This is a genomic window from uncultured Amnibacterium sp. (assembly GCF_964250715.1).
In the GTDB taxonomy this organism is placed as follows: Bacteria; Actinomycetota; Actinomycetes; order Actinomycetales; family Microbacteriaceae; genus Amnibacterium.
The window spans coordinates 56593-79542 of sequence record NZ_CAXUGX010000011.1 but is presented as its reverse complement, the minus strand read 5'-3'; the positions used below and the strand labels follow the sequence as shown (position 1 = coordinate 79542).

General features: G+C 70.4%; 21 protein-coding genes. 7 read left to right on the top strand and 14 right to left on the bottom strand.

Annotation, left to right across the window (positions count from 1 at the left end):
- Positions 1 to 60: 60 nt before the first annotated feature.
- The 5 genes from ACFE7H_RS11555 to ACFE7H_RS11535 form a co-directional block, all read right to left on the bottom strand.
- Positions 61 to 1215, bottom strand: coding sequence for a cystathionine gamma-synthase (locus ACFE7H_RS11555; RefSeq protein ID WP_375401416.1), 1155 nt, complete (start codon positions 1213 to 1215; stop codon positions 61 to 63).
- 5 nt (positions 1216 to 1220) lie between these two features.
- Positions 1221 to 1346: a hypothetical protein gene (locus ACFE7H_RS11550; protein WP_375401387.1), complete on the bottom strand. Its 126-nt coding sequence runs from the start codon at positions 1344 to 1346 to the stop codon at positions 1221 to 1223.
- Positions 1346 to 2710 (bottom strand): cystathionine beta-synthase, encoded by a 1365-nt coding sequence (locus tag ACFE7H_RS11545; protein ID WP_375401386.1) that lies wholly within the window; start codon positions 2708 to 2710, stop codon positions 1346 to 1348. The genes ACFE7H_RS11550 and ACFE7H_RS11545 overlap by 1 nt, the downstream gene beginning before the upstream one ends.
- Positions 2711 to 2941: 231 nt before the next feature.
- Complete coding sequence (locus ACFE7H_RS11540; RefSeq protein WP_375401385.1) at positions 2942 to 4846, bottom strand: ABC transporter ATP-binding protein; 1905 nt, start codon at positions 4844 to 4846, stop codon at positions 2942 to 2944.
- Between the two features lie 125 nt (positions 4847 to 4971).
- On the bottom strand, positions 4972 to 5670 hold the full coding sequence (locus ACFE7H_RS11535; protein WP_375401384.1) for a hypothetical protein: 699 nt from the start codon (positions 5668 to 5670) through the stop codon (positions 4972 to 4974).
- Positions 5671 to 5818: 148 nt separating this feature from the next.
- Here ACFE7H_RS11535 and ACFE7H_RS11530 point away from each other — a divergent pair, with 148 nt between their 5' ends.
- A complete protein-coding gene (locus tag ACFE7H_RS11530; RefSeq protein ID WP_375401383.1) occupies positions 5819 to 6772 on the top strand; it encodes a glycosyl hydrolase family 32 in 954 nt (317 codons plus the stop codon).
- 27 nt (positions 6773 to 6799) lie between these two features.
- Here the strand turns inward: ACFE7H_RS11530 and ACFE7H_RS11525 are convergent, their stop codons facing one another.
- The 8 genes from ACFE7H_RS11525 to ACFE7H_RS11490 form a co-directional block, all read right to left on the bottom strand.
- Positions 6800 to 7735, bottom strand: a complete 936-nt coding sequence (locus ACFE7H_RS11525; protein ID WP_375401382.1) for a carbohydrate ABC transporter permease — start codon at positions 7733 to 7735, stop codon at positions 6800 to 6802.
- Positions 7732 to 8724, bottom strand: coding sequence for a carbohydrate ABC transporter permease (locus ACFE7H_RS11520; RefSeq protein ID WP_375401381.1), 993 nt, complete (start codon positions 8722 to 8724; stop codon positions 7732 to 7734). Before ACFE7H_RS11520 ends, ACFE7H_RS11525 begins: the two co-directional genes overlap by 4 nt.
- Positions 8725 to 8861: 137 nt before the next feature.
- On the bottom strand, positions 8862 to 10196 hold the full coding sequence (locus ACFE7H_RS11515; RefSeq protein WP_375401380.1) for an ABC transporter substrate-binding protein: 1335 nt from the start codon (positions 10194 to 10196) through the stop codon (positions 8862 to 8864).
- A gap of 127 nt (positions 10197 to 10323) precedes the next feature.
- A complete protein-coding gene (locus tag ACFE7H_RS11510; RefSeq protein WP_375401379.1) occupies positions 10324 to 10752 on the bottom strand; it encodes a hypothetical protein in 429 nt (142 codons plus the stop codon).
- Between the two features lie 52 nt (positions 10753 to 10804).
- Positions 10805 to 11821: a LacI family DNA-binding transcriptional regulator gene (locus ACFE7H_RS11505; protein ID WP_375401378.1), complete on the bottom strand. Its 1017-nt coding sequence runs from the start codon at positions 11819 to 11821 to the stop codon at positions 10805 to 10807.
- A gap of 136 nt (positions 11822 to 11957) precedes the next feature.
- On the bottom strand, positions 11958 to 12344 hold the full coding sequence (rplL, locus tag ACFE7H_RS11500) for a 50S ribosomal protein L7/L12 (RefSeq protein WP_375401377.1): 387 nt from the start codon (positions 12342 to 12344) through the stop codon (positions 11958 to 11960).
- Between the two features lie 159 nt (positions 12345 to 12503).
- Positions 12504 to 13013 carry a 50S ribosomal protein L10 gene (gene rplJ / locus ACFE7H_RS11495; protein WP_375401376.1) on the bottom strand — a complete coding sequence of 170 codons (510 nt, stop codon included), beginning with the start codon at positions 13011 to 13013 and terminating at the stop codon, positions 12504 to 12506.
- 432 nt (positions 13014 to 13445) lie between these two features.
- Positions 13446 to 14291 (bottom strand): aldo/keto reductase, encoded by an 846-nt coding sequence (locus tag ACFE7H_RS11490; protein WP_375401375.1) that lies wholly within the window; start codon positions 14289 to 14291, stop codon positions 13446 to 13448.
- 38 nt (positions 14292 to 14329) lie between these two features.
- On the opposite strand from ACFE7H_RS11490, the gene ACFE7H_RS11485 reads away from it, so the two are divergent.
- The 6 genes from ACFE7H_RS11485 (at position 14330) to ACFE7H_RS11460 (ending at position 20937) form a co-directional block, all read left to right on the top strand.
- Positions 14330 to 16051 (top strand): AMP-binding protein, encoded by a 1722-nt coding sequence (locus ACFE7H_RS11485; RefSeq protein ID WP_375401374.1) that lies wholly within the window; start codon positions 14330 to 14332, stop codon positions 16049 to 16051.
- A 163-nt stretch (positions 16052 to 16214) separates the two neighbouring features.
- Positions 16215 to 16358 carry a hypothetical protein gene (locus tag ACFE7H_RS11480; RefSeq protein WP_375401373.1) on the top strand — a complete coding sequence of 48 codons (144 nt, stop codon included), beginning with the start codon at positions 16215 to 16217 and terminating at the stop codon, positions 16356 to 16358.
- Positions 16355 to 16945: a PRC-barrel domain-containing protein gene (locus tag ACFE7H_RS11475; protein WP_375401372.1), complete on the top strand. Its 591-nt coding sequence runs from the start codon at positions 16355 to 16357 to the stop codon at positions 16943 to 16945. The genes ACFE7H_RS11480 and ACFE7H_RS11475 overlap by 4 nt, the downstream gene beginning before the upstream one ends.
- Positions 16942 to 17370 carry a PRC-barrel domain-containing protein gene (locus ACFE7H_RS11470; RefSeq protein WP_375401371.1) on the top strand — a complete coding sequence of 143 codons (429 nt, stop codon included), beginning with the start codon at positions 16942 to 16944 and terminating at the stop codon, positions 17368 to 17370. Before ACFE7H_RS11475 ends, ACFE7H_RS11470 begins: the two co-directional genes overlap by 4 nt.
- A 67-nt stretch (positions 17371 to 17437) precedes the next feature.
- Positions 17438 to 18244, top strand: coding sequence for an FAD binding domain-containing protein (locus tag ACFE7H_RS11465; RefSeq protein ID WP_375401370.1), 807 nt, complete (start codon positions 17438 to 17440; stop codon positions 18242 to 18244).
- Complete coding sequence (locus ACFE7H_RS11460; protein ID WP_375401369.1) at positions 18241 to 20937, top strand: molybdopterin-dependent oxidoreductase; 2697 nt, start codon at positions 18241 to 18243, stop codon at positions 20935 to 20937. The genes ACFE7H_RS11465 and ACFE7H_RS11460 overlap by 4 nt, the downstream gene beginning before the upstream one ends.
- 22 nt (positions 20938 to 20959) lie before the next feature.
- Here ACFE7H_RS11460 and ACFE7H_RS11455 read toward each other — a convergent pair whose 3' ends face one another.
- Complete coding sequence (locus ACFE7H_RS11455; protein WP_375401368.1) at positions 20960 to 22780, bottom strand: ATPase; 1821 nt, start codon at positions 22778 to 22780, stop codon at positions 20960 to 20962.
- Between the last annotated feature and the right edge of the window lie 170 nt (positions 22781 to 22950).

Below are 22950 nucleotides of genomic sequence, written 5' to 3'. Positions count from 1 at the left end.
CCCTATGCGGCCGCTATGCGGCGCCGGAGAACCGCTGCGCAAAGCGCTGACCCGCGCGGACTAGAGCCGGGCCAGCGCCTGATCCAGGTCGGCCTGCAGGTCGGCGACGTCCTCGATGCCCACCGAGAAGCGCACCACGTCGTCCGGGACGGCGAGCGGTGTGCCCTTGACAGAGGCGTGGGTCATCTCGCTCGGGTAGCCGATGAGCGACTCCACGCCGCCGAGCGACTCCGCCAGCGTGAACAGACGGGTGCCCTCGGCGAGCCGCAGCGCGGCGGATGCGCCCCCGTGCACCGTGACGGAGAGCATGCCGCCGAAGGCATGCATCTGACGGGCCGCGATCTCGTGGCCCGGATGCGCGGCCAGTCCCGGGTAGTGCACGCGGGCGATCGCGGGGTGGCCCGCCAACTGCAGGGCGATGGCGGCGGCGTTGGCGGAGTGCCGCTGCATCCGCACGTCCAGGGTCTTGATGCCGCGGGTGGTCAGCCACGCCTCCATCGGCGCCAGCACCCCGCCCGCGGCGAACTGCAGAAAGCGGATCTGCTCCGCCACCGTGTCGTCGCTCGTCACGACCAGGCCGCCCAGCACGTCGGAGTGCCCGCCCAGGTACTTCGTCGCCGAGTGCACCACGATGTCGGCGCCGAGCGTCAGCGGCTGCTGCAGCGCCGGGGAGGCGAAGGTGTTGTCCACGACCACGTGCGCCCCGGCAGCGTGCCCGGCTCGGGCGAGCGCGGCGATGTCGGAGATCTTCATCAGCGGATTACTCGGTGTCTCCACCCACAGCACCCGTGTGTCGCCGGCGGCCAGCGCCGAGTCGACCGCGCTCGGATCGGTCAGCTCGACCACCTGCACCCGCACCCCCCACGGGCGCAGGATGCGGTCGAGCAGGCGGTGCGTCCCGCCGTACACGTCGTTGCCGAGCACGACGCGGTCGCCGGGGTGCAGCAGCGCACGCAGCACCGCGTCCTCCGCGGCCAGGCCCGAGGCGAAGGCGATGCCGTGGGTGCCGAGCTCCAGCGCGGCGACCTGCTGCTCCAGCGCGATGCGGGTCGGGTTGCCGCTGCGGGCGTACTCGTACCCGGAGCGCATCGACCCGACGGCGTCCTGCACGAAGGTGGAGGTCTGGTAGATCGGCGGAATCACCGCTCCGGTTGCGGGATCGGGCGCCTGGCCGGCGTGGATGGCGCGGGTGGCGAACCCCTGGGTCGGTGTCAGGTCGGTCACAGTGCTGCCTGTCTTGTCGGGTTCGTCGTGGTCGGGCGCTCGGCGGTCCGGCACGCCGTCATCAGGCGCTCGGTCATCAGGCGCTCGGTTATCAGGCACTCGTCCGTCAGGCCCTCGGTCATCAGGCACTGAGGAACGCCAGCAGATCGGACCGGGTGACGACGCCGACCGGTTTGCCGCCCTCGGTCACGAGCAGCGCGTCGGAGTCGCCGAGCGCGGCACGGGCGCTGGCGACCGACTCGTGGGTGCCGATGAGCGGCGGCGCGGGAGTGAGCACCGCCGAGACGTCGTCGGTCAGCGCGGCCCGCCCGCTGAACACCGCCTCCAGCAGGCTGCGCTCGTCGAGAGCCCCCACCACCTCACCCATCACGACCGGCGGTGGCGCGGTGAGCACCAGCAGCTGGGAGACGCCGAACTGCCGCATCGTCGCGATCGCCTCGCGCACCGTCTCGGTGGGTCGCACATGCACCAGGTCGGGCAGCCCGCCGCCCTTGGCGCCCAGCACGTCGGCGAGCGTCCGGCCGGCGGGCGGCTGCTCGAACCCGTAGGACCGCATCCACGATTCGTTGAAGATCTTGCCCAGGTAGCCCCGGCCGCCGTCCGGCAGCAGCACGACCACCAGGTCGTCCGGGCCCAGCCGCTCGGCCGCCTTCAGCGCGGCGGAGACCGCCAGGCCGCTGGAGCCGCCGACCAGCAGCCCCTCCTCGCGCGCCATCCGCAGGGTCATGGCGAACGCCTCGGCGTCGCTCGACGAGATGACCTCGTCGACCACGCTCGGGTCGTACGCCGCCGGCCAGAAGTCCTCGCCCACGCCCTCCACCAGGTAGGGGCGGCCGGAGCCGCCGGAGTAGACGGAGCCCTCCGGATCCGCACCGATCACCCGCACCCGGCCCTCCGACACCTCCTTCAGGTACCGGCCCGCCCCACTGATCGTGCCGCCGGTACCGACCCCGGCCACGAAGTGGGTGACCGTGCCGTCGGTGTCGCGCCACACCTCGGGCCCGGTGGTCTCGTAGTGGCTGCGCGGGCCGTTCGGATTGGAGTACTGGTCGGGCTTGAACGCGCCCGGGATCTCCGCGGCGAGCCGGTCGGAGACGCTGTAGTAGGACTCCGGATGGTCGGGGGCGACGGCGGTGGGCGTCACGACGACCTCGGCGCCGTAGGCGGTGAGCACGTTGCGCTTGTCGTCGCCCACCTTGTCCGGCATCACGAAGACGCAGCGATACCCGCGCTGCTGCGCGACGAGCGCCAGCCCGACCCCGGTGTTGCCGCTGGTCGGTTCCACGATCGTGCCGCCCGGCGCGATTCGGCCCTCCCGTTCGGCGGCGTCCAGAATGCGGGCGGCGATGCGGTCCTTGGACGAGCCGCCCGGGTTGAAGTACTCCACCTTCACCGCGACGGTCGCGCTCAGCCCCGCCGTGACGCGGTTCAAGCGGACCAGCGGCGTGTTCCCGACCAGGTCGGTGATCGATTCGGCGATGCGCATGGCGGCGGTGCTTCCTTCGGTGGGCGGCGGCAGTGGACGAGACGGGACGACCCGATCAGCGACAGCGGCGCGCGCACGACAGCACGCTCCTCACCCTACGTGAACCCCGCGACCCCGCGGCCTCCGGCCTCCCGAGCTCGCACTCTCGAAGTGCAGTTCTTGACTACTCCGGCCCGGAATGGCGTCGACAAGTGAACCTCAAAGGCGCAGCCCGAGCCGATGGCCGGCCGCTCAGGACGGGATCGGCTCCGCGCCCTCCGCCGACTGCTCCGCCGCGAGGGATGCGTACAGGCCGCCCAGGCGCACCAGCTCGGCATGCCGGCCGCGCTCCACGATGCGGCCGCCGTCGACGACCAGGATCTCGTCGGCGTGCACGATCGTCGACAGCCGGTGGGCGATCGCGATCGTCGTGCGGCCGCTCGCGGCGGCGTCGAGCGCCTCCTGCACGATCCGTTCCGACACCGAGTCGAGTGCGCTGGTCGCCTCGTCCAGCAGCATGACCGGCGGATCCTTCAGCAGCACACGGGCGATCGCGACCCGCTGCTTCTCGCCGCCGGAGAGCCGGTATCCGCGCTCCCCGACGACCGTGTCGTACCCGCCGGGGAACCGCGCGATCGTCTCGTGGATGTTCGCTCCGCGCGCCGCCGCCTCGATCTCGGCGTCGGTCGCGTCCGCCTTCGCGTAGGCGAGGTTCTCGCGGATGGAGGCGTGGAACAGGTACGTCTCCTGGCTGACGATGCCGATGGCGCTCAGCAGCGACTCCTGCTGCAGATCCCGCACGTCGACGCCGGCGAACCGCACCGAGCCCGCCGTCGCGTCGTACAGCCGGGGCAGCAGGTAGCCGATCGTCGTCTTGCCCGCGCCCGACGGACCCACCAGCGCGACGAACCGGCAGGGCTCCACGTCGAAGGAGACGTCGCGCAGGATCTCGGTCGACCCGTCTTCGGCCGACGCATTCTGACTCGACTCCGAGCCACCCGAGCCCGGATAGGCAAAGCCGACGTGGTCGAACTGCACGTGCCCGAGCCGCTCGTCGTGCGGCACGGGGCGCGCCTCCGGCCGGTCCCGGATGGCGGGGACCAGGTCCAGGTACTCGAAGATGCGGGCGAAGAGAGCGGAGGAGGTCTGCAGGTCCAGCGCCACGCGCAGCAGACCGATCAGGGGGAACGTCAGTCGCGACTGCACGGTCGTGAAGGCGACGATCGTCCCCGCGGTGATCGCCGCTCCCCCGTTCAGCAGATACCCCGACACCAGGTACACGAGGGCGGGAACGACCAGGAAGAACACCTGCACCAGCGCGAAGAAGCCCTGCCCGGTCATCTCCTGCCGCACCTGCAGACGCGCCTGATGCCCGCTCTCCGCCGCGTACCGCTCCGTCTCGCTGCGCTGCCGCGTGAACGCCTTGGCGAGCAGGATGCCCGAGACGCTCAGCGCCTCCTGCGTGATCGCGGTCAGCTCCGACAGCGACTCCTGCGTGGCGGTCGCGATGCGCGCGCGCCGCTGGCCGATGCTGCGCTGCACCAGGATCAGCAGCGGCAGGATCAGCACCGCGATCACGGTCAGCTGCCAGCTGAGCAGCAGCATCGCCACGATCGCGGCGATCACCGTGACGGTATTGCCGACGACGCTCGAGACCGTGTTGGAGACGGTGTTGGAGACGCCGCCCACGTCGTTGGACAGCCGGGACTGGATCACGCCGGTGCGGGTGCGCGTGAAGAAGCCGAGCTCCATCTGCTGCAGCTGGCCGAACAGCCGCTCCCGCAACGACGCGGTGACGCGGTTGCCGACGGTGGCGGTCAGGTAGGTCTGCCAGACGCCGAGCGCCTGCGACGCCGCCCACACCGCCACGATGCCGGCGACGATCTCCGTCAGCACGGGTAGATCGGGGTGGCCGGAGCGCGGGAACAGGCCGTCGTCGAAGGCGCGCTGGGTCAGCAGCGGCGGCACCACGGTCAGGGCGGCCGTGATGAGCACGAGCGTGATCGTGAGTGTCAGCTGCCGGCGGTGGGGCCGGAACAGCCCCAGGATGCGCCGGCCGAGGTCGGGAATGCGCGGGGCACTGGCGTTGGCGGCGCGCTGGGCGGCGGCGTCCCTGGACCCCACCCCTCCGCGGTGACCACCCCGCCCCATCGACATCCGTCCAGGGTACGAGGCCGACGTCGACCCGCTGCGCAGGGGCGCCACCGCAGAGGTGGAGCAGACCACAGCAACGACGGTGACCCGTGGTGACCGGGCGCGAGCGACCCACCACCGCGATGGACTCAGCCCATCTCCCCGAACCGCTTCGACGGGTTCGCGACGCTCGAGTCCGGCGGGGGGCGCTCCGTGATCCGGACCGCCCAGACGACGTCCCCCTTCGTGATCCCGACGACGACGAAGGGCTTCACGTGCTCGTGCTCGTCGTCCAGATGCAGCACTCGCTCCGGGCCTGTACAGGTGAAGGGGAAGCGCTGCCCAGCGGTGATCACGACGGTGCCGTTCCCGACGCACCGCAGCGCCAGATGCAGTGAACCGCCGGACGGCTGGAACACCGTGTAGCCGAACGGCTCGTATCGCGTGAAGGCGGCCGCGGCCCTGGTCGTGCGCTGGTTGCCGTAGGCGACGATGGTCGCCCCGGAGAGGGCGGGAGGGCTCAGCGACAACGGCAGCCTGTCTGCGGTGGTCGTTGCCTGCACGGCTGCCACGACGAGGGCCACCGCCACGACTACCGCGGGCACGGCGATGACGAGCGCGCGGCGACGCCGCGGAACCGCGGCGACCGGACCGATCGGAGCGATCGGAGCGACCGGAGCGACCGGAGCGATGGGAGCGATGGGAGCGACAGCCGGTCCGTCGTCGGCGAGCGGAGGCGGCACAGCTTCGCGCTCGCGCAGCAACTCCTCGTACCGCCGCCTCGACTCCGGATCCGGATTCGGCCCGTAGACGATGCGCCGGAGGCGTGCCAGCTCGTCGACGCCCATCAGATGCAGTCCATCATCCGGACGCGCCGGCGCGAACCCGTGCGCTCGTCGTTCGAGGAGCCGAATCGATTTTCCTTAGTATTGAGGGAACCGCCGACGTCGTCGCGATCACTCGGCGCTGTCGGTACGACCGAAGGGCGAGGACCTCGTGTTCGCACTCGTCGAGTCCTGGGTCTGGGACTTCTGGGTCGTCGACGACGGCGAGCGATACCACCTGTTCTTCCTGTTCGCGTCGAAGGCGGTGCGAGACCCTGAGGCCAGGCACCACCGCGCGGCGATCGGTCACGCCGTCTCGTGGGACCTGATCAGCTGGACGCGGGTCGAGGACGCGCTGGTGCGCAGCGACGCCCCGGCGTTCGATGACCTGGCCGTCTGGACCGGATGCACCGTGCGCCACCCCGACGGCACGTGGCTGCTCGTCTACACGGGGACGACCCTGGTCGGCGGGAAGACCGTGCAGTCCATCGGTATCGCGGTCAGCGACGACCTGGTGCACTGGGACCGTCGCGGGCAGGTGCTGGCCGCCGACCCGCGCTGGTACGAGACCGCCGATCAGGGCGCATGCAAGGACGAGGGGTTCCGGGACCCCTGGATCTACCCGGACGGCGACCGGTGGCGGATGCTGATCTGCGCCCGCGCGAACCACGGACCGGCGGACGACCGGGGCGTGATCGGCACGGCGGTCTCCGACGACCTGTACAGCTGGACCCTGGAGGCCCCGCTCACCGAGCCGGGCAGCGGGTTCGGGCAGCTCGAGGTAATGGAGATCGCCCGGATCGAGGGCCGGGACTTCCTGCTCTTCAACTGCCTGGCCGACGACCTCTCCGCCGCTCACCGGGCGACCGGTACGACGGGCGGCGTGTGGACGATCCCCACCAAGCCGGGAGCACATCCATGGGATCCGCGGGAGGCGAACCTGCTCGTCGGGCGCGACCTGTACGTGGGCCGCGTCGTCGAAACCCGCGACGGCGACACGGTCTTCCTCGCGTTCCGCAACTTCGACGAGCGGGGCGACTTCGTCGGGACGATCACCGATCCGCAGCCGATCGGACTGGTCGACGGCGTGCCGCGACTCACCGTCCGGGAGCCCACCGCCCGCTGACCGTCGACGCCCGCCGGCTCCTCCGGGTCACTTCACCGAGCCCGCGGTCAGGCCGCGGACGAAGAAGCGCTGCAGTGAGAAGAACACGATGAGGGGAATGATCATGACCACGAACGCGCCGGCCGCGACGAGGTTCCAGCCCTGGCTGTACTGCCCGCCGAGAGCGAGCAGACCCACCTGGAGCACGGGATGCGTCGTTCCCGCGAAGATGTAGGACACCAGGTAGTCGTTCCACACCCAGATGAACTGGAAGATGGCAAATGAGGCGAGCGCCGGGATCGACATCGGGATCACGAGCCGCCAGAAGATCTGGAAGTGGCTCGCGCCGTCGACGCGCGCCGCTTCGATCAGCGCGTTCGGCAGGGTCGCCATGTAGTTCCGCAGGATGAAGATGCAGAGCGGCAGGGCGAAGGAGGAGTGGACGATCCAGGCCGCCGGATAGCTGCCGACGATCTGGATCCCGGTCGCCTTGGTGATCGCACTGTAGGTCTGCAGGACCGGTACGAGCGAGATCTGCACCGGGACCACGAGCAAGCCCACCACCAGGGCGAAGAACGCCTCCTTCCCCCTGAACTCCAGGAATGTGAACCCGTACGCGGCGAACGCGGAGAACATGAGCGGCAGGATCGTCGCCGGCAGCACGATGGCAACCGTGTTGAGGAACTCCCCCGCGAGGCTCTGACCGGTGCCGCTCGTCGCACCGGAGAGCGCGTTGGAATAGTTCTCGAGCGTGAGCCCCTTGCCCAGCGCGGTCCACCAGCCGGTGGCGAGGGCGTCCGTCGTCGGACGGAAGCTGGTGACGAGCAGGCCGAGCACGGGCAGCAACCACAGGATCGAAAGGATCCCGAGAACCACCGTCAGCAGGATGCCCCGCTTCGGCCGTGTCGTCTTGGTCGCCGTGGAGACCGCGGAGGCGTTCCGCGTCTTCACGATGGTCGGGGTGACCTGAGTGCTGCTGGTCATCGAAGCGCCTCCTGCTCACGGTAGCTGCGGATCTGGTAGGCGATCACCGGGATGACGGCGATCAGCAGGATGACGACGACTGCCGACGCCTTGCCCTGGTTCTGGAAGCTGAACAGCTGGTTGTAGAACTCGAGTCCCAACACGTTCGTGTTGTACTGGCCCGTCGTCATCGCCAGCACGATGTCGAAGACCTTCATGACGGTGATCAGCACCGTGATGAAGACGGCGACGATGGTCGCGCGGATCTGGGGAATGATCACTCGGAAGAACGCCTGCTGCTCGTTCGCACCATCGATGCGGGCCGCCTCGATGGTTTCCTCCGGTACGCCCTTGATGGCGGCGGAGAGCAGGACCATCGCGTATCCGGCGTTGAGCCAGATCATCACGGCCATGATCAGGAAGCTGTTGAGGTGGAACGTCGGCGTACCCAGCCATGACACCGGATCGGACTTCGTGATCCCCGTCCAGATCGCGTTCAGCAGACCGATCTGCGGTTGCCCGGGCGAGTTGTAGGCGTAGACGAACTTCCACATCGTACCGGCGGCGATACCGCTGATCGCGAAGGGGATGAACAGCAGCGTCTTGAAGCTCTTCTCCCGCAGTGGACCGAGCCGGTCGGCCAGTGTCGCGACGAAGAGTCCGACAGTCACCGTGAGTGCCGGGACGACGATGATCCAGAGCAGGTTGTTGAGGAGCGTCTGCAGGAACGCGGCGGAGGAGAGCAGCTGGATGTAATTGGTCACCCCACCGAAGGTGGTCAGCCCGAACGTGTCGTAGTGGATGAGGCTCTGCACCACGGTGAGGACCGTCGGCGCCAGGATGAAGACGGCGAGCAGTAGCAGCACCGGCCCGAGGAAGACGTACGGCAGAAGCCGCCGGTTCCACTTCGTGCCCGTCTTCTCGACGATGAAGTTGAGGCCGAGGTAGATCAAGTAGGAGATGAGCAGGCCACCGACGACGGAGGCCAGAACACTGACGATCTGGTTCAACGGATTACCACCTGACGACGCTGTGAAGGGGGTTGATCGGATTGTGCCGGCGAGGGAGACGCTTCTACCGGGAGGCGGACGAACGATGACAGCGGTGGGGCGGGACCTCTCCGTCCCGCCCCACCGCTTCGTTCAACTCACTGGGGCCACGAGGCGTCGATGGCCTTCAGCGCCGCATCGAGCGACTCCTGACCCGCGGTCCACTGCGTGAGGTTCGTCCACTCGGTCCCGGCGCCGACGGCACCCGGCATCTGGTCGGAGGCGTCGAACCCGAAGGCTTTCGCGTCCGACACCGCCTTTGCAGCGATCGGCTGGAAGGGGGTCGCGTACAGCGACGCGTCGAACGAGTTGTGGGGCGAGAGCGCCGATCCCCAGTCCTTCGCGTAGCCGTTCGTCCCGAAGTCCTTGCCGACGATGTAGTTGACGACCTTCTTCACGGCGGGGTTGTTCTTGAACGCGGAGACCAGGTCGCCACCACCGAGCGTGCCGGTGGTGGCGGCGCCTGTCGGGGTCGGCAGCACGAACGCGTTGATGTTCGTGGTGTCCTTCTTCGCGATCTGCGCCTGGATGTCCTTCGGGAAGAAGCCAGTGATGAAGGTGCCCTGGCGCATCATGAAGCACTGACCGGCCGACTTGCCACCCGTCTTGAACAGGTTGTTGCCCGCCGCACCGAAGTCGGTCGACGCCATCGCCTTGCCACCGCCGTTGACCGCGCCCGGCGCGAAGATCATCGACTCCACCTTGGCGGCCGCCTTCTTCACGAGCGGCGAGTCGAACTTCACCTTGTGGGTGATCCAGTCGTTGTACTGCTGGAGGCCGCCGTACCGGAGCACGTACTCCTCGAGCCAATCGGTCATCGGCCAGCCGTTGGAGCCGGAGGACGCGATACCGACGCACCAGGGGTACCCCTTGTTCTGGTCGATGATCTGCTTCTGCAGGGCCTGCAGCTGATCGTCCGTAGTCGGCACGGTCAGGCCGGCCGTCTTGAAGGCCGCCGGGTTGTACCACACGAGCGACTTGACGTTGATGTTGTAGGGAAGGCCGTAGGTCTTGCCGTTCACCTTGGCGATGTCGGGCAGACCGGAGGCCTCGTCGGAGGTGACCGACTTCACATCGATCAGGTCGTCCAGCGGAACCATGCCGCCGCTGATCAGTGACTTGAGGACGCCGGGCTGCGGGAAGATCGCGATGTCGGGGGCCGTACCGCCCTTGACCTGCGCCACGATCGAGGTCTGGAAGCTGTCGCTGCCGGTGTACTTGATCGTCACACCCTTGGCGTTCTTCTTGGCCCACGCGTTCAGGTCGTTCTGGAACGCGGTGCCCTGATCGCCCGTGAAGCCGCCCGCGATCGTGACGGTGCCTGTCGCGGCTCCTCCACTGCTGCCGGAGGTGCCGCCGGAGCAACCGGTCAGTGCAAGAGCCGTGCCGGCAGCGAGTGCCACCAGGGCGACTGCACGCTTTCGAAGCGTCATTACTTCGACCTTTCGTCATTGGAAGGGGTAAACCAAATCGTTTTACCACGGAGACCCTAACCCCGAAGGAGGGTCCTCGCACCCGGACGCCCAGACATGAATCGGTAACGATCGCGGGCGGTCGCGCTCAGGCCGGCTGCAGACCTCGGGACACCCGCACCCATGCGGTGACCGAACGGCGGTACAGCAGCACGTCCGCCAGCAGGAGCAGCAGCAGCACCGCGAGGTTCAGCGCGTTCAAGGCGAACACCGCCAGCAGGCTGAGCGCGGTCACGCTGACGAACGCCGCTCGCCCCCATGCCCGGCCCGACCGCACGACCAGTGCCAGCACGACCAGACCCACGGCGTACAGCACAGAGATCGCCACGACGACCGCGACCAGCGGACTGCTGACGACCGTCGGTGTCCTCGATGCCTGCACGGCGACGAGCACACCGATCACCACGTTCAGGACTGCCGCCGCGCACGTCAGCACCAGGGCGGCGTCCACCAGCCGTGGTCGCGGGACGGGCGCGACGTTCGTCGCGGCGGACCCGGATCGTCGGACGGCGTTCATCGACGCGAACCATAGCGCCGAATCGGATCGGACGCCGGGCTTCTGACCGCCGTCAGACCGAGACGGGCCCGGTCACCGACTCCCGGACGACCATCGGGCAGGGCAGCTGCACGTGCTGCGCCGGCGAGGAGCCCTCGTCGACCCGCCGAGCCGCCTCCTGCACGGCCCAACGGCCCATCTCGTAGTGCGGCAGCGCCATGGTGGTCAGCCCCGGACGCAGCTGATCCGCAATGATCTCGAGGTTGTCGACACCGACGATCGAGACGTCCTCGGGGATCCGCAGGCCTCGTTCGGCCGCCCCCTGGTAGACGCCCATCGCCATCGGGTCGTTGAAGCAGAACACGGCGGTCAGATCCGGCCGCTCGCCGAGCGCCCGCTCGAACGACACCCTCCCCGAGCGGGCATCCGCCGGTTGCGGGACACGGACCACGTGCGTCGGGAGACCCCATCCGGCCATGGCGGCGGTGTAGCCGGCGAGTCGGCGATCGACACCGATACCCGGGGCGTCCAGCGTGACGTGGGTGACGCGACGGTGGCCCGCCGTCAGCAGGAGTCGGGTGGCCGAGTAGGCGGCGAGGTGCTCGTCCGGCACGATCGAGGGCCTCTCGCCGCTCTCGTCGACCCCGTTCACGAGCACGACCGGCAGACCAGTCGCACCGGCCGGCACCCGCACCGAGCGGTGAAACATGGCGGCCATGAGCAGCGCATCGACCTGCTGCGACTTGAGCACGTCCACCTGCCGGCGCTCCACCTCGAGGTCCCGGTTGGAGTTCACCACCATCAGGGTGAGGCCGATCTCCGCGGCGGCATCCTGCGCTCCCAGCACGATCCGACCGGCAAAAGGCGTGGTCGCGATCTCGTCCGAGACGAATCCGATAACGCCCGTGCGCCGGCGACGCAGCGCGGTCGCGATCCGGTTGGGCGCGTATCCCAAGTCGGAGGCGACACGCCGGACACGATCACGGGTGCCCGGACTGACCTTGCCGCGGCCGCTCAGCGCATGCGACACCGTCGTGGTCGAAACGCCGGCGACGGCGGCGACATCGTGGATCCGCACCCGATCGGTCATCGTCCCCCCTGCTCGACGACGTCCTCATCGGTGGGCTCACGATAACGGGTCACCACGTCTCCCAGACACAGCAAGTCCGTGCAACGGCAGGGCGGCACCACCGGTGGGTGGGGCCGCCCTGCCTGGGTGCGCAGTGCTACTTGAGGGTGACCGACGCGCCGACAGCCTCGAGCTGCGCCTTCGCCTTGTCGGCGGTCTCCTTGTTCGCGCCCTCCAGCACGGGCTTCGGAGCGCCGTCGACCAGCGCCTTCGCCTCGCCGAGGCCCAGGGAGGTCAGCGCACGGACCTCCTTGATGACCTGGATCTTCTTGTCGCCGACCGTCTCGAGGATGACGTCGAAGGAGTCCTTCTCCTCGACCTCCTCGACCGGAGCGGCAGCGCCGCCACCGGCGGCCGCAACGGCGACCGGAGCGGCCGCGGTGACGTCGAACGTCTCCTCGAACTTCTTGACGAACTCCGACAGTTCGATGAGCGAGAGCTCCTTGAACGCGTCGAGCAACTCGTCGGTGCTGAGCTTTGCCATGGTGGCCATTCCTTCCTTCCGCGCCGCCGCTACTGCGGCGCGGGTCGTGGGTAGTCCGAACCGGACCATTCGGCCCGGTTCTCCCGTTCTTGAGATCGGCTCTCGATCGGGGATGGATCTGTTCTGCTACGCGGCCCGCACTGACCGGTCGCAGGCCGCTTACGCGGCCTGCTTCTCGCGCAGGGCGTCGACCGTGCGCACGGCCTTCGAGAGCGGCGCGTTGAAGACGTACGCCGCCCGGGTCAGCGTCGCCTTGAAGGCGCCGGCCGCCTTGGCGAGCAGCACCTCCCGCGACTCGAGGTCCGCGAGCTTCGAGACCTCGTCCGCCGTCAGCGGAGCGCCGTCGAAGTAGCCGCTCTTGACCACCAGCAGCGGGTTCGTGCGGCTGAAGTCGCGCAGTGCCTTCGCCACGGCGACGGTGTCGCCGTGGACGAACGCGATCGCGGACGGTCCGGCCAACTCGTCGTCGAACGACGAGATGCCCGCGTTGTGCGCCGCGATCTTGGTGAGGGTGTTCTTGACCACCGAGAAGGTGGCGTGCTCCTGGATGGATGCCCGCAGCTGCTTCAGCTGCGCCACCGAGAGACCGCGGTACTCCGTCAGCAGCGCGGCGTTGGAGTCGCGGAACCCGTCCGTCAACTCCGCGACCGTTGCTTGCTTCGTCGCCATGTGGCTCCGTTCCTGTCGGCCGCACCGGCGTCCCCATCGAAGGATGTGGGCCGGCGCGGATCGTCTGTCGCCGTCGACCGCACGGGGCAAAGAAAAAGCCCCGGCGCGAGGCGCACGGGGCGGATGGGATCGCAGCGCGATCGGATCGACGTCATGTCACCTGCGCTGGACGCCGGTCACCCGCTCTGATGAACGGGCACCGGACCTTCGGTCGACTCGTCTTGCGGCAAGCCGACGACCTGCGGTCTTCGGTCCCGCCAGTGTAGCGGACGCGCGCACCCCCTTCGTCGGCTGCCCGCACCACGAGGAATTCAGGAGAAATCGAGGAATGCAGGCGCGGATCGCCGGATTCCGCCTGCGGTTCTCGAAATCTCCTGAATTCCTCGGCGGAGGCGGAGGGACGGAGGCGCGGACTGGCGGGACGGCGACCGGTCAGCTGGGCACGTAGTTGAAGACGTCGGGGTCGGGCCCGGTCCGCTGACCCTTGTCGAGTGCCGAGATGTCGTTCATGTCGGCGTCGGAGAGCTCGAAGTCGAAGATGTCGAAATTCGCCTGCACGCGTTCCTTCGTCACCGACTTGGGGAACACGATGTCGCCGCGCTGGATGTGCCAGCGCAGGGTCACCTGCGCGGTGGACTTGCCCGTCCCGCGAGCGATGCGCTGCAGCACCGGATCCTCCAGCACCGCGCCCTGCGCGATCGGCGACCACGCCTCGGTGGCGATGCCGTGCTCGCGGTCGAACGCGCGCAGGTCGTCCTGCGCCAGGTAGGGATGCACCTCGATCTGGTTGACGGCCGGCACGATCGTGCTCTCCGCGAACAGTCGGTTCAGGTGGTGCTGCTTGAAGTTGGAGACGCCGATCGCGCGCGCCTTGCCGCCCGCATACAGCCCCTCCAGCGCCTTCCAGGTGGCCACGTAGTCGAGCACGTCGGGCAGCGGCCAGTGGATCAGGAACAGGTCGACGTAGCCGAGGTCGAGGGTCTCGAGCGTCTGCTCAAACGCCTGCGCCGCAGCCTCCGGCGCGTGGAAGCCGTTGTTCAGCTTGCTGGTGACGAAGATCTGCTCGCGCGGGATGCCGGACTCGCGCACCGCCTCGCCGACGCCCTGCTCGTTGCCGTACATCTCGGCGGTGTCGATGTGGCGGTAGCCCACCTCGAGGGCGGCGAGCGTCGCGTGCTTCGTCTTCGGCGGCTCGATCTGGAACACCCCGAATCCCAGCTGCGGAATCTGCACCCCGTTGTTCAGGGTGATGGTCGGAACTGCGGTCTCCAGGGGCATGGATCGACGGTACCTCGACCGCCCCGCGCGGGAGCAGGATGACGACTGTGACTGCCACCGATGCCTATCGCGCCGCCCGCGACCAGCTGCTCGCGCTCCGGACCGACGCCGAGCGCGCGCAGGCGGAATTCCGCTGGCCCGACGTGGGCGACACCTTCAACTGGGCGACGGAGTGGTTCGATGCGATCGCGCGCGACAACGACCGCGTCGCGCTGTGGATCGTTTCGGAAGACGGCCGCGAGCAGCAGGTGACGTTCGCGCGGATGGCGGCGCGGTCCGATCAGCTCGCCGCGTGGCTCGCGCGGCAGGGAGTGGCACCCGGCGACCACGTGCTGCTGATGCTGGGCAACCAGGTGGAGTTGTGGGAGTCGATGCTGGCCGTGATGAAGCTCGGCGCCGTGATCCTGCCCACCACCACGGTGCTCTCGCCCACCGACCTGGCCGATCGCGTCGAGCGCGGGCGCGTTCGACATGTGATCGCGAACGCCGCGGACACCGGCAAGTTCGCGGGGCTCGGCACCGGTTTCGGCCGCATCAGCGTGGGCCCGGCGACGGGCTGGGCGGACTATGCGGAGTCGTTCGACGAGACCGGCACCCGGCCGGCGGTGCAGGTGCGCACCTCCGACCCGTGCCTCGTCTACTTCACCTCCGGCACCACCCGCCGGCCGAAGATGGTGGTGCACACTCACGCCTCCTATCCGGTCGGCCACCTGACGACGCTGTACTGGATCGGACTGCAGCCGGGTGACACGCACCTGGCGATCAGCTCGCCGGGCTGGGCGAAGCACGCCTGGAGCTGCTTCTACGCGCCCTGGGCCGCCGAGGCGACGATCTTCGTCTTCAACTACGCCCGATTCGACGCCGCAGCGCTCCGCGCACAGCTGGACCGTGCCCGGGTCTCCACCTTCTGCGCGCCCCCGACCGTGTGGCGGATGCTGATCCAGGCCGACCTCGGCGAGCGGCCCGCCGCCCTGACGGAGGCGCTGTCGGCGGGCGAGCCGCTGAACCCCGAGGTGATCGCGCAGGTGCAGCGCGCCTGGGGCCTGACGATCCGGGACGGCTACGGCCAGACCGAGATGACGGCGGTCGTCGCGAACACTCCCGGCGGTCGCGTGACGCCCGGTTCGATGGGGATGCCGCTACCGGGCGTCGCCATCACCTTGATCGATCCGGTCACCGGCGAGCCCGCGGAGGAGGGCGAGATCTGCCTCGACCTGTCCGCCCGGCCCGTGCCCCTGATGACGGGCTACCTGGACGCGCCCGAACGGACCGCCGAGGCGATGAGCGACGGCTACTACCACACGGGCGACGTCGCGGCGCGGGACGAGCACGGCATGATCACGTTCATCGGGCGCACCGACGACGTCTTCAAGTCCTCCGACTACAAGGTGTCGCCGTTCGAGGTGGAGAGCGTGCTCATCGAGCATCCCGCCGTCGCCGAGGCCGCCGTCGTCCCGGCACCCGATGCGACGCGGCTGAACCTGGTGAAGGCGTATGTGGCACTCGCCGCCGGCTGGGCGCCCGACGCGGCGACCGCCCTGGCGGTGCTGCAGCACGCTCGACAGGGACTACCGCCCTACGAGCGCGTGCGGCGGGTGGAGTTCTTCGAGCTGCCCAAGACGATCTCGGGCAAGATCCGCCGCGTCGAACTGCGGGAGCGCGAGGAGCAGGCCGCCGCCGCCGGCGTGCGACTGCAGGACGAGTGGCGCGACGATCAGTTCCCGGAACTCGGCCGGCGCGCGGCAGCGCCCGATCGCTGATCGGCCACCTCTCCACCGGGTACGGGCTGATCCGCCGCAACTGATCCGCCTCATCTGATCCGCCTTCGGGAACACCCATCCACAGCAGTCCAGTCCAGGTAGGTTCAGCACAGGTGTTCGGCCGCGATGCGCCGCGTCCGTACCGTCAAGGCGGAGGTGTCGTATGCAGTGGTGGGTGTGGGTGATCGTCGCCGTCGTGGTGGTCGTGGTGATCCTGGTCGCGATCCTCGCGGTCCAGGCCCGCCGGCGACGCGGCGGCGTGCTGGCGCAGCCGGCGCGGGCGCGCAGCCGCGGAGGCCGGCGATGAGCCGGCTGATGCGCACGAGCGAGATCACGAAGCGCCCGGTGGTCACGCTGGCCGGCGAGGACGTCGCCCAGGTGCGCGACATGATCTTCGCCGCCGCCGGCGGCGAGCTCGGCGGCTTCACCCTGGCCGGCCGCGGCCTGTTCGGGGGCCCGCTGAAGCAGGCCCTCGGCTGGGGATCCGTGCTCGCGCTCGGCACCGACGCGGTGATGATCCGGGACGTCCAGGTGCTCGACCCGGTGGACGCCGTGGTGGCCCAGGCGGCCAGCGGCGGGGGCGGTGGCAACGTGCTGAAGTCCGAGGTGCTCACCGACGCCGGCGTGAGCCTCGGCTCCGTCTCGGACGTGGTGGTGCAGGTGACGGACGGACCCGGCCCCCGGTGCGACGTCGTCGGCTACGAGATCGAGTCGTCCGAGGCCCTCGGCACCAAGGGGACGAAGGTGCTGATCCCGCTGCCCGACACCATCTCCGCCTCCGGCCAGCATCTGATCGTGCCGGCCGCCGCCAAGGACTTCGTCAGCCAGGACCTCGCCGGATTCGGCGCGTCGATCAGCGCGTTCCGGGCACAGTTGGAAGGGGGCGTCGCGTGAAGTTCAGCGAGGCCGAGGGCCACAAGGTCGTCAGCACCTCCAGCGCCGAGACCGTGGGCCGGGTGTCGGAGTTCGTCGTCGACCCGGCGTCTCGGCAGGTGGTGGCGGTCGAGATCAAGAAGGCGGAACGCGGCGACCTGCTGGCCTGGCCCGACATCGCCGCATTCGGCGCGGACGCCGTCACGGTCGCGGGAGCGGGGGCCATCGGCGCGGGAGTCGGGCCGGTCACCGAGCTGCTCGGCAAGGACCACCACCTGCGCGGCAAGCGACTGCTGACAGCCGGCGGCGACGAGCTGGGCAAGGTGACCGACGTCGAGTTCGACCCGGCGACCGGCGCGATCACGGCGCTGCTGATGAAGAAGGAGTCGGTCGACGGCGCCCGCCTGATCGGCGTCGGCTCCTACGCGGTCGTCGTCAGCGTCTAGGACTCAGCGCAGACGGTCGCTGCGGGGTGGAAACACCGACGCAACGACGATGGGGTGCAATGGGCGGATGGATCTGACGACGCTGACCGAGGTGCGGGTCGCCCGCACCCGTGCCGACGTGGTCGTCGACGACCGGGTACGGCCCCTCGCCGGCGGGACCTGGCTCTACTCCGAGCGGCAGGACCACCTGACCGGGCTGGTCGACCTGATGGGGCTCGACTGGACGCCGTGGGAGCAGCGCGAGGACGGGTCCCTGAGCCTGGCGGCCACCTGCACGATCGCGCAACTGGTCGCGATCCCGCCGGCACCCTCCCGAGTGGCGCTGCCGCTGTTCCGCGAGTGTGCGGAGTCGCTGCTGCAGTCGTTCAAGATCTGGAACACCGCCACGCTCGGCGGCAACATCGCCACCGCTCTGGCCGCCGGCGCACTGATCGGGCTGACTGCGACCCTCGATGCGGAGCTCGTCATCTGGACGCCCGACGGCGGCGAGCGACGCATGCTCGTCACGGAATACGTCCTCGGCCAGCAGGCGACGGCCATCCGGCCGGGCGAGGTGATCCGCTCCATCGAGATCCCGCAGCACGCGATGGCGGCCCGCACCGCGTTCCGGCGGATCGCCCTGTCGCCGCTCGGCCGCGCCGGCACGGTCGTGGCAGGACGCACCGCGGGGCACGGCGGACTGATCATCTGCGTGACCGGCGGCACGACGCGACCGGAGGTGCTGCGGTTCGACTCGCCTCCCTCGCCCGCCGCGCTGCAGCAGGCGATGCACGGCATCCGTACGTGGTTCACCGACGCCCACGGCGCCGCCGACTGGCGGCGGGCGATGTCGGCGCGGTTCGCAGAGCAGATCCGCAGCGAGCTGCGGTCATGAAGGTGCAGGTGAACGGCGAGCCGCGCGACGCCGACCCGTCCCCCGGGCAGAGCCTGCGCACGCTGCTGCGCGAGCTGGGGTGCACCGAGGTGAAGAAGGGGTGCGACGCCGGCGACTGCGGCGCCTGCACCGTGCACCTGGACGGCACGCCCGTGCACTCCTGCCTGATCCCGGCCTACCGCGCCGACGGTCGGGCGGTCACCACGGCGGCGGGGCTCGGCACGGCCGGCGCCCTGGGCGAGGTGCAGCAGCGGTTCGTCGATGCCGCCGCATTCCAGTGCGGCTTCTGCACCGCCGGCATGGTGATGACCGCGGCGACGGCAGAGGTCGCGCAGGCGACCGACGACGCCGAGCTGGACCGCCTGTTCAAGGGCAACCTCTGCCGCTGCACGGGGTACCGCAGCATCCGCGACGCCCTGCATGGGCGCGTCAACACCGTGCCGGCCGACGGCGAGGCCGGGGTGCGGCACTCCGTCCGGGCGCCGGCGGCGGAGCGGATCGTGTCAGGCCGCGAGCCGTACACGCTCGATCTGGCGACCACGTCCCTCGCGCACCTGTCCGTGCTGCGCAGCCCGCATCCGCACGCGCGCATCGTGTCGATCGACACCGCCGCCGCGCGTGCCCTGCCCGGCGTGCTGGCGGTGCTCACCCACGAGGACGCGCCCGGCACCCTGTTCTCCACCGGCCGGCACCAGAACCGGCTGGAGGATCCCGACGACACGGTCGTCATGGACCGGATCGTGCGGTTCGCGGGCCAGCGGGTGGCGATCGCGGTGGCCGAGACCGTCGGGATCGCCGAGGCGGCCACCCGCCTGATCCGGGTCGAGTGGCAGGTGCTGCCCGCGGTCTTCTATGCGGAGGAGGCTCGGGCGGCCGGCGCCCCGCTGCTGCACGGGGAGAAGGATGCGACCGCCTCGCGGATCGCCGACCCGTCGCGGAACGTGGCGGCGGCCAAGCACGGCGAGCTGGGCGATGTGGCCGCGGCCGTCGCAGCGGCCACCGCGACCGTCTCCGGCACGTGGCGCACGCAGCGCATCGCCCACGCTCAGCTGGAGACGCACGCCACCCGCGGCTGGCTCGACGCCGACGGCCGGCTGGTGCTGCGCACCAGCTCGCAGGTGCCGTACCTGGTACGGGCGGAGATCTGCCGCATCTTCGCGCTGCCCGAGGATCGCGTCCGGGTGATCACGGCGCGCGTCGGCGGCGGATTCGGCGGCAAGCAGGAGTTGCTGACCGAGGACGCCGTCGCCCTGGCGGTGCTCGCCACCGGCCGGCCGGTGCAGTACGAGTTCACCCGCGAGGACGAATTCGTCGGCGCGACGCTGCGGCATCCGAAGCGGGTCGAGGTGACCCTGGCCGCGGACGACTCCGGCACCCTCACCGGCATGGCGGTGGACGTGCTCGCCGACACCGGCGCCTACGGCAACCACGGCCCGGGGGTGCTCTTCCACGGCAGCCACGAGTCGCTCAGCGTCTACCGCGTACCCGCCCGGCGCGTGGATGCGGAGTCCGTGTACACGAACAACCCGCCGTCCGGCGCGTTCCGCGGGTACGGACTCGGCCAGGTGATGTTCGCCGTGGAGTCGGCGATGGACGAGCTGGCCCGAACCGTGGGCGTCGATCCGTTCGAGTTGCGCCGGCGCAACGTCATCCGGCCCGGCGACCCGATCGTCGTGACCGATCCGGACGAGCAGACCGACCTGCAGTACGGCGGCTACGGGCTGGACCAATGCCTGGATCTGGCGCAGGCGGCCGTCGCGACCGGCGGCCTGCCGGCGCCGACGGGTCCGGAGTGGCGCACCGGCACCGGGATGGCGATGTCGATGATCGCGACCGCCCCGCCGCGGGGCCACTTCAGCGAGGCGCGGCTGCACCTCGACGCCGACGGCGGCGTCACCCTGGAGGTCGGCACGGCGGAGTTCGGCAACGGCACCACCACCGTGCACGGCCAGCTGGTCGCCGAGGTGCTGGCGCTGCCCGCGCGGCTGGTGCGCATCCGCTCCTCCGACACCGACGGCGCCAAGTACGACACCGGTGCGTTCGGGTCCGCCGGTACCGTCGTGGCGGGGAAGGCAGTGCATGCCGCGGCCGTCGCGATGCGCGACGCACTGCGAGAGGGCGCGAGACGGGAGCCGGCCGCGGCGGTCGTCGGCGGCGCGGGGCGGACCGCGCCCGACCCGGTGGACTACGCCCGTATCCGCGCGGCGTCGGGGCCGATCACGACGACCGGCAGCGCGGACGGGACGCCGCGCGCGCTGGCCTTCAACGTGCACGCGTTCCGGGTCGCGGTCGACACGGCGACCGGCGAGGTGCGCATCCTGCGCTCGGTGCAGGCGGTCGACGCGGGAACGGTGCTGAACCCGGAGCAGCTGCGCGGCCAGGTGGAGGGCGGCGTCGCCCAGGCGATCGGCTCGGCCCTGTACGAGGAGGTGCGGCTGGACGGTGCGGGCCAGGTGCTCACCCGGGTGTTCCGCAACTACCACATCCCCCAGCTCGCGGACGTGCCGGTCACCGAGGTGCTGTTCGCCAGCACGCATGACGACCTGGGGCCGTTCGGCGCCAAGTCGATGAGCGAGGCGCCGTACAACCCCGTCGCTCCCGCCCTGGCGAACGCGGTGCGCGACGCGATCGGGGTGCGGCCCATGGAGCTGCCGATGTCCCGCGACCGCATCTGGCGCCTGCTGCACGGCTGACGCCGCTTCGCATCGCTCCGGGTCAGAGGCCCTCGGCGGCGGCGGCCGCGGCGGTCAGCCAGGCCCGGCGGGTGTCGGGCTCCAGGGCGTCGTAGCGGATCTTGCCGCTGTGCAACGCCCGGTCGTAGGGGATGGTGACGGTCTGGCGCACCATCGGTGCGAACGCCTCCGCGATCCGCTTGGCCGCGACCTGACCGGCGCTCTTCTCCGACTGGGAGACGACGACGACGGCCCGTTCGGCCAACTGGCTGGAGCGTTCGTCCCGATGACTCAGCGCCTCCAGCAGCAGTGCGCCGGCCTCGGCGTGCTCCCCGAGCGCAGTCGTCGCGACGACGAGCTGGTCGGTCCGGTCGATCATCCGACGCCAGCGCGGCGAGGACTCGTCGTTGCCGGAGTCGACAATCACGAGCCGGTAGTACTTGCTGGCCACGGCGTGCAACGCGTCGAACTCGCGCTCGTCGATGCGATGCTCGCCCGTGATCTGCAGGGGACTGGCGCGCAGCACGTCGTACTTGTCGACCGCCTGATGATGCACGTGGCCGGCCAGGTCGGCGGCGCCGGCATCGGGCGAGAGCAGCCACTGCGCCTGCGCCAGCACCTCGCCGGCGCTCAACTCGTGGCCGGCGGAGTCGGTGCGCCAGCCGAGCGTGCCGCGTGCGTCGTTGTTGTCCCAGGCGAGCACCCCAGCGCCGCCCAGGCGCGCGAACACCGCGGCCAGCAGGGCGGTCGTCGGGGTCTTGTTCGCCCCGCCCTTGCCGTTGACGACGGCGATGGTGCGAGGCACGGTCCAGGTGCGCCGCACGACCTCGACGTCGGAGCGTTCGCCGCGCTCGAACCGATTCGGTGCGACCGGCAGGCCGGTGCGCGCCAGCGCCCCGCGCCAGCCGCGGGTGGCGGAGCGGCGCTCGCGCTCCGGCGCCAGGAACGACGTGCGTACGGCGTCCGCACGCTCCTCCTCGGCCGGTTCGCGGCGTTCCGGCGGCGGCACGGGCCTCACCGGGGTCGGCAGCGGCGCGGGCTCGGGCAGCACGGTGGGCACCGTCTCGGCGACGACGGCCGGGGCGACGGGCCACAGCGACTCGGCCGGGCCGACCGGTCCGGCCGAGTCGGGGACGGACGGCACCGACACCCGACGCGACCGCGACTTGGCCCGCGACGCGCGCGCGGGCGCCCGCGTCTCGGGGGCCAGCTCGGCTTCCTCAGGCGTGCTGCCCGCCGGCGTGCCGGGTGCCTGCGTCGGCTCGGGCTGCTGCGGTGCCGGAGGCGCGACATCGCTCGGCGCCGCGACGTCCGGCTTCGCGTCCGCCTGAGCCGCAGCGTCGGGGTGCTCGACGTCGTGGTGACCCGGCGACTCGGACGCGGCGGCCCGGTACAGGGCCTCCAGCGCGGCCGCCTCGCTCGCCGGGTCCGGATCCGGGCCGCGCGCCACCACTGTGGAGTCGCTGAAGTCCGTGGAGGCAGCGGAGTCGGCGAAGTCCGTGGAGCCAGCAGCGTCGGACTTGGGACTGTCGGCTCGCGGAGCAACCAACTCGGTGAGGTCGGCGGTGTCCACGAGCGGCCTCAGCACGTCGTCGGGCCCGGCCGGCACGAAGGCGCCGACCGCCTCGACGACTCCGCCGGGCCGCACGCGAAGGTGACCGGAGCCGAACCGGTCTCTGGTTGCCAGCAGCACGGCCGCGTTCTGCTGGCGGGCCTTCGCGGCGACCAGGTGCAGCACCTGCTGGCGCGCATCGGCATCCGAGTCGCCGCGGATCGAGTGCATCGCGCCGTCGAGCATCAAGTGCGCCGTCGCATCGCCGTACAGCGTCGCCGATGCGACCTCGTGCACATCGCTGACGGTCACGGCGCGGCACTCCCCTCTCGACCCCGTCGGGGCGCAGGTCGCCGCGGTCCCGAAGTCCGTGACGAGATCACGGTCGCGCGAGGCGGCCCCGATTGTTCCGGAGTGTAGGGTCCGGCTCGCGACACGCCGGATCGACCCGCCCTCATCGACCGGCTCGTACCCCGTTTTTA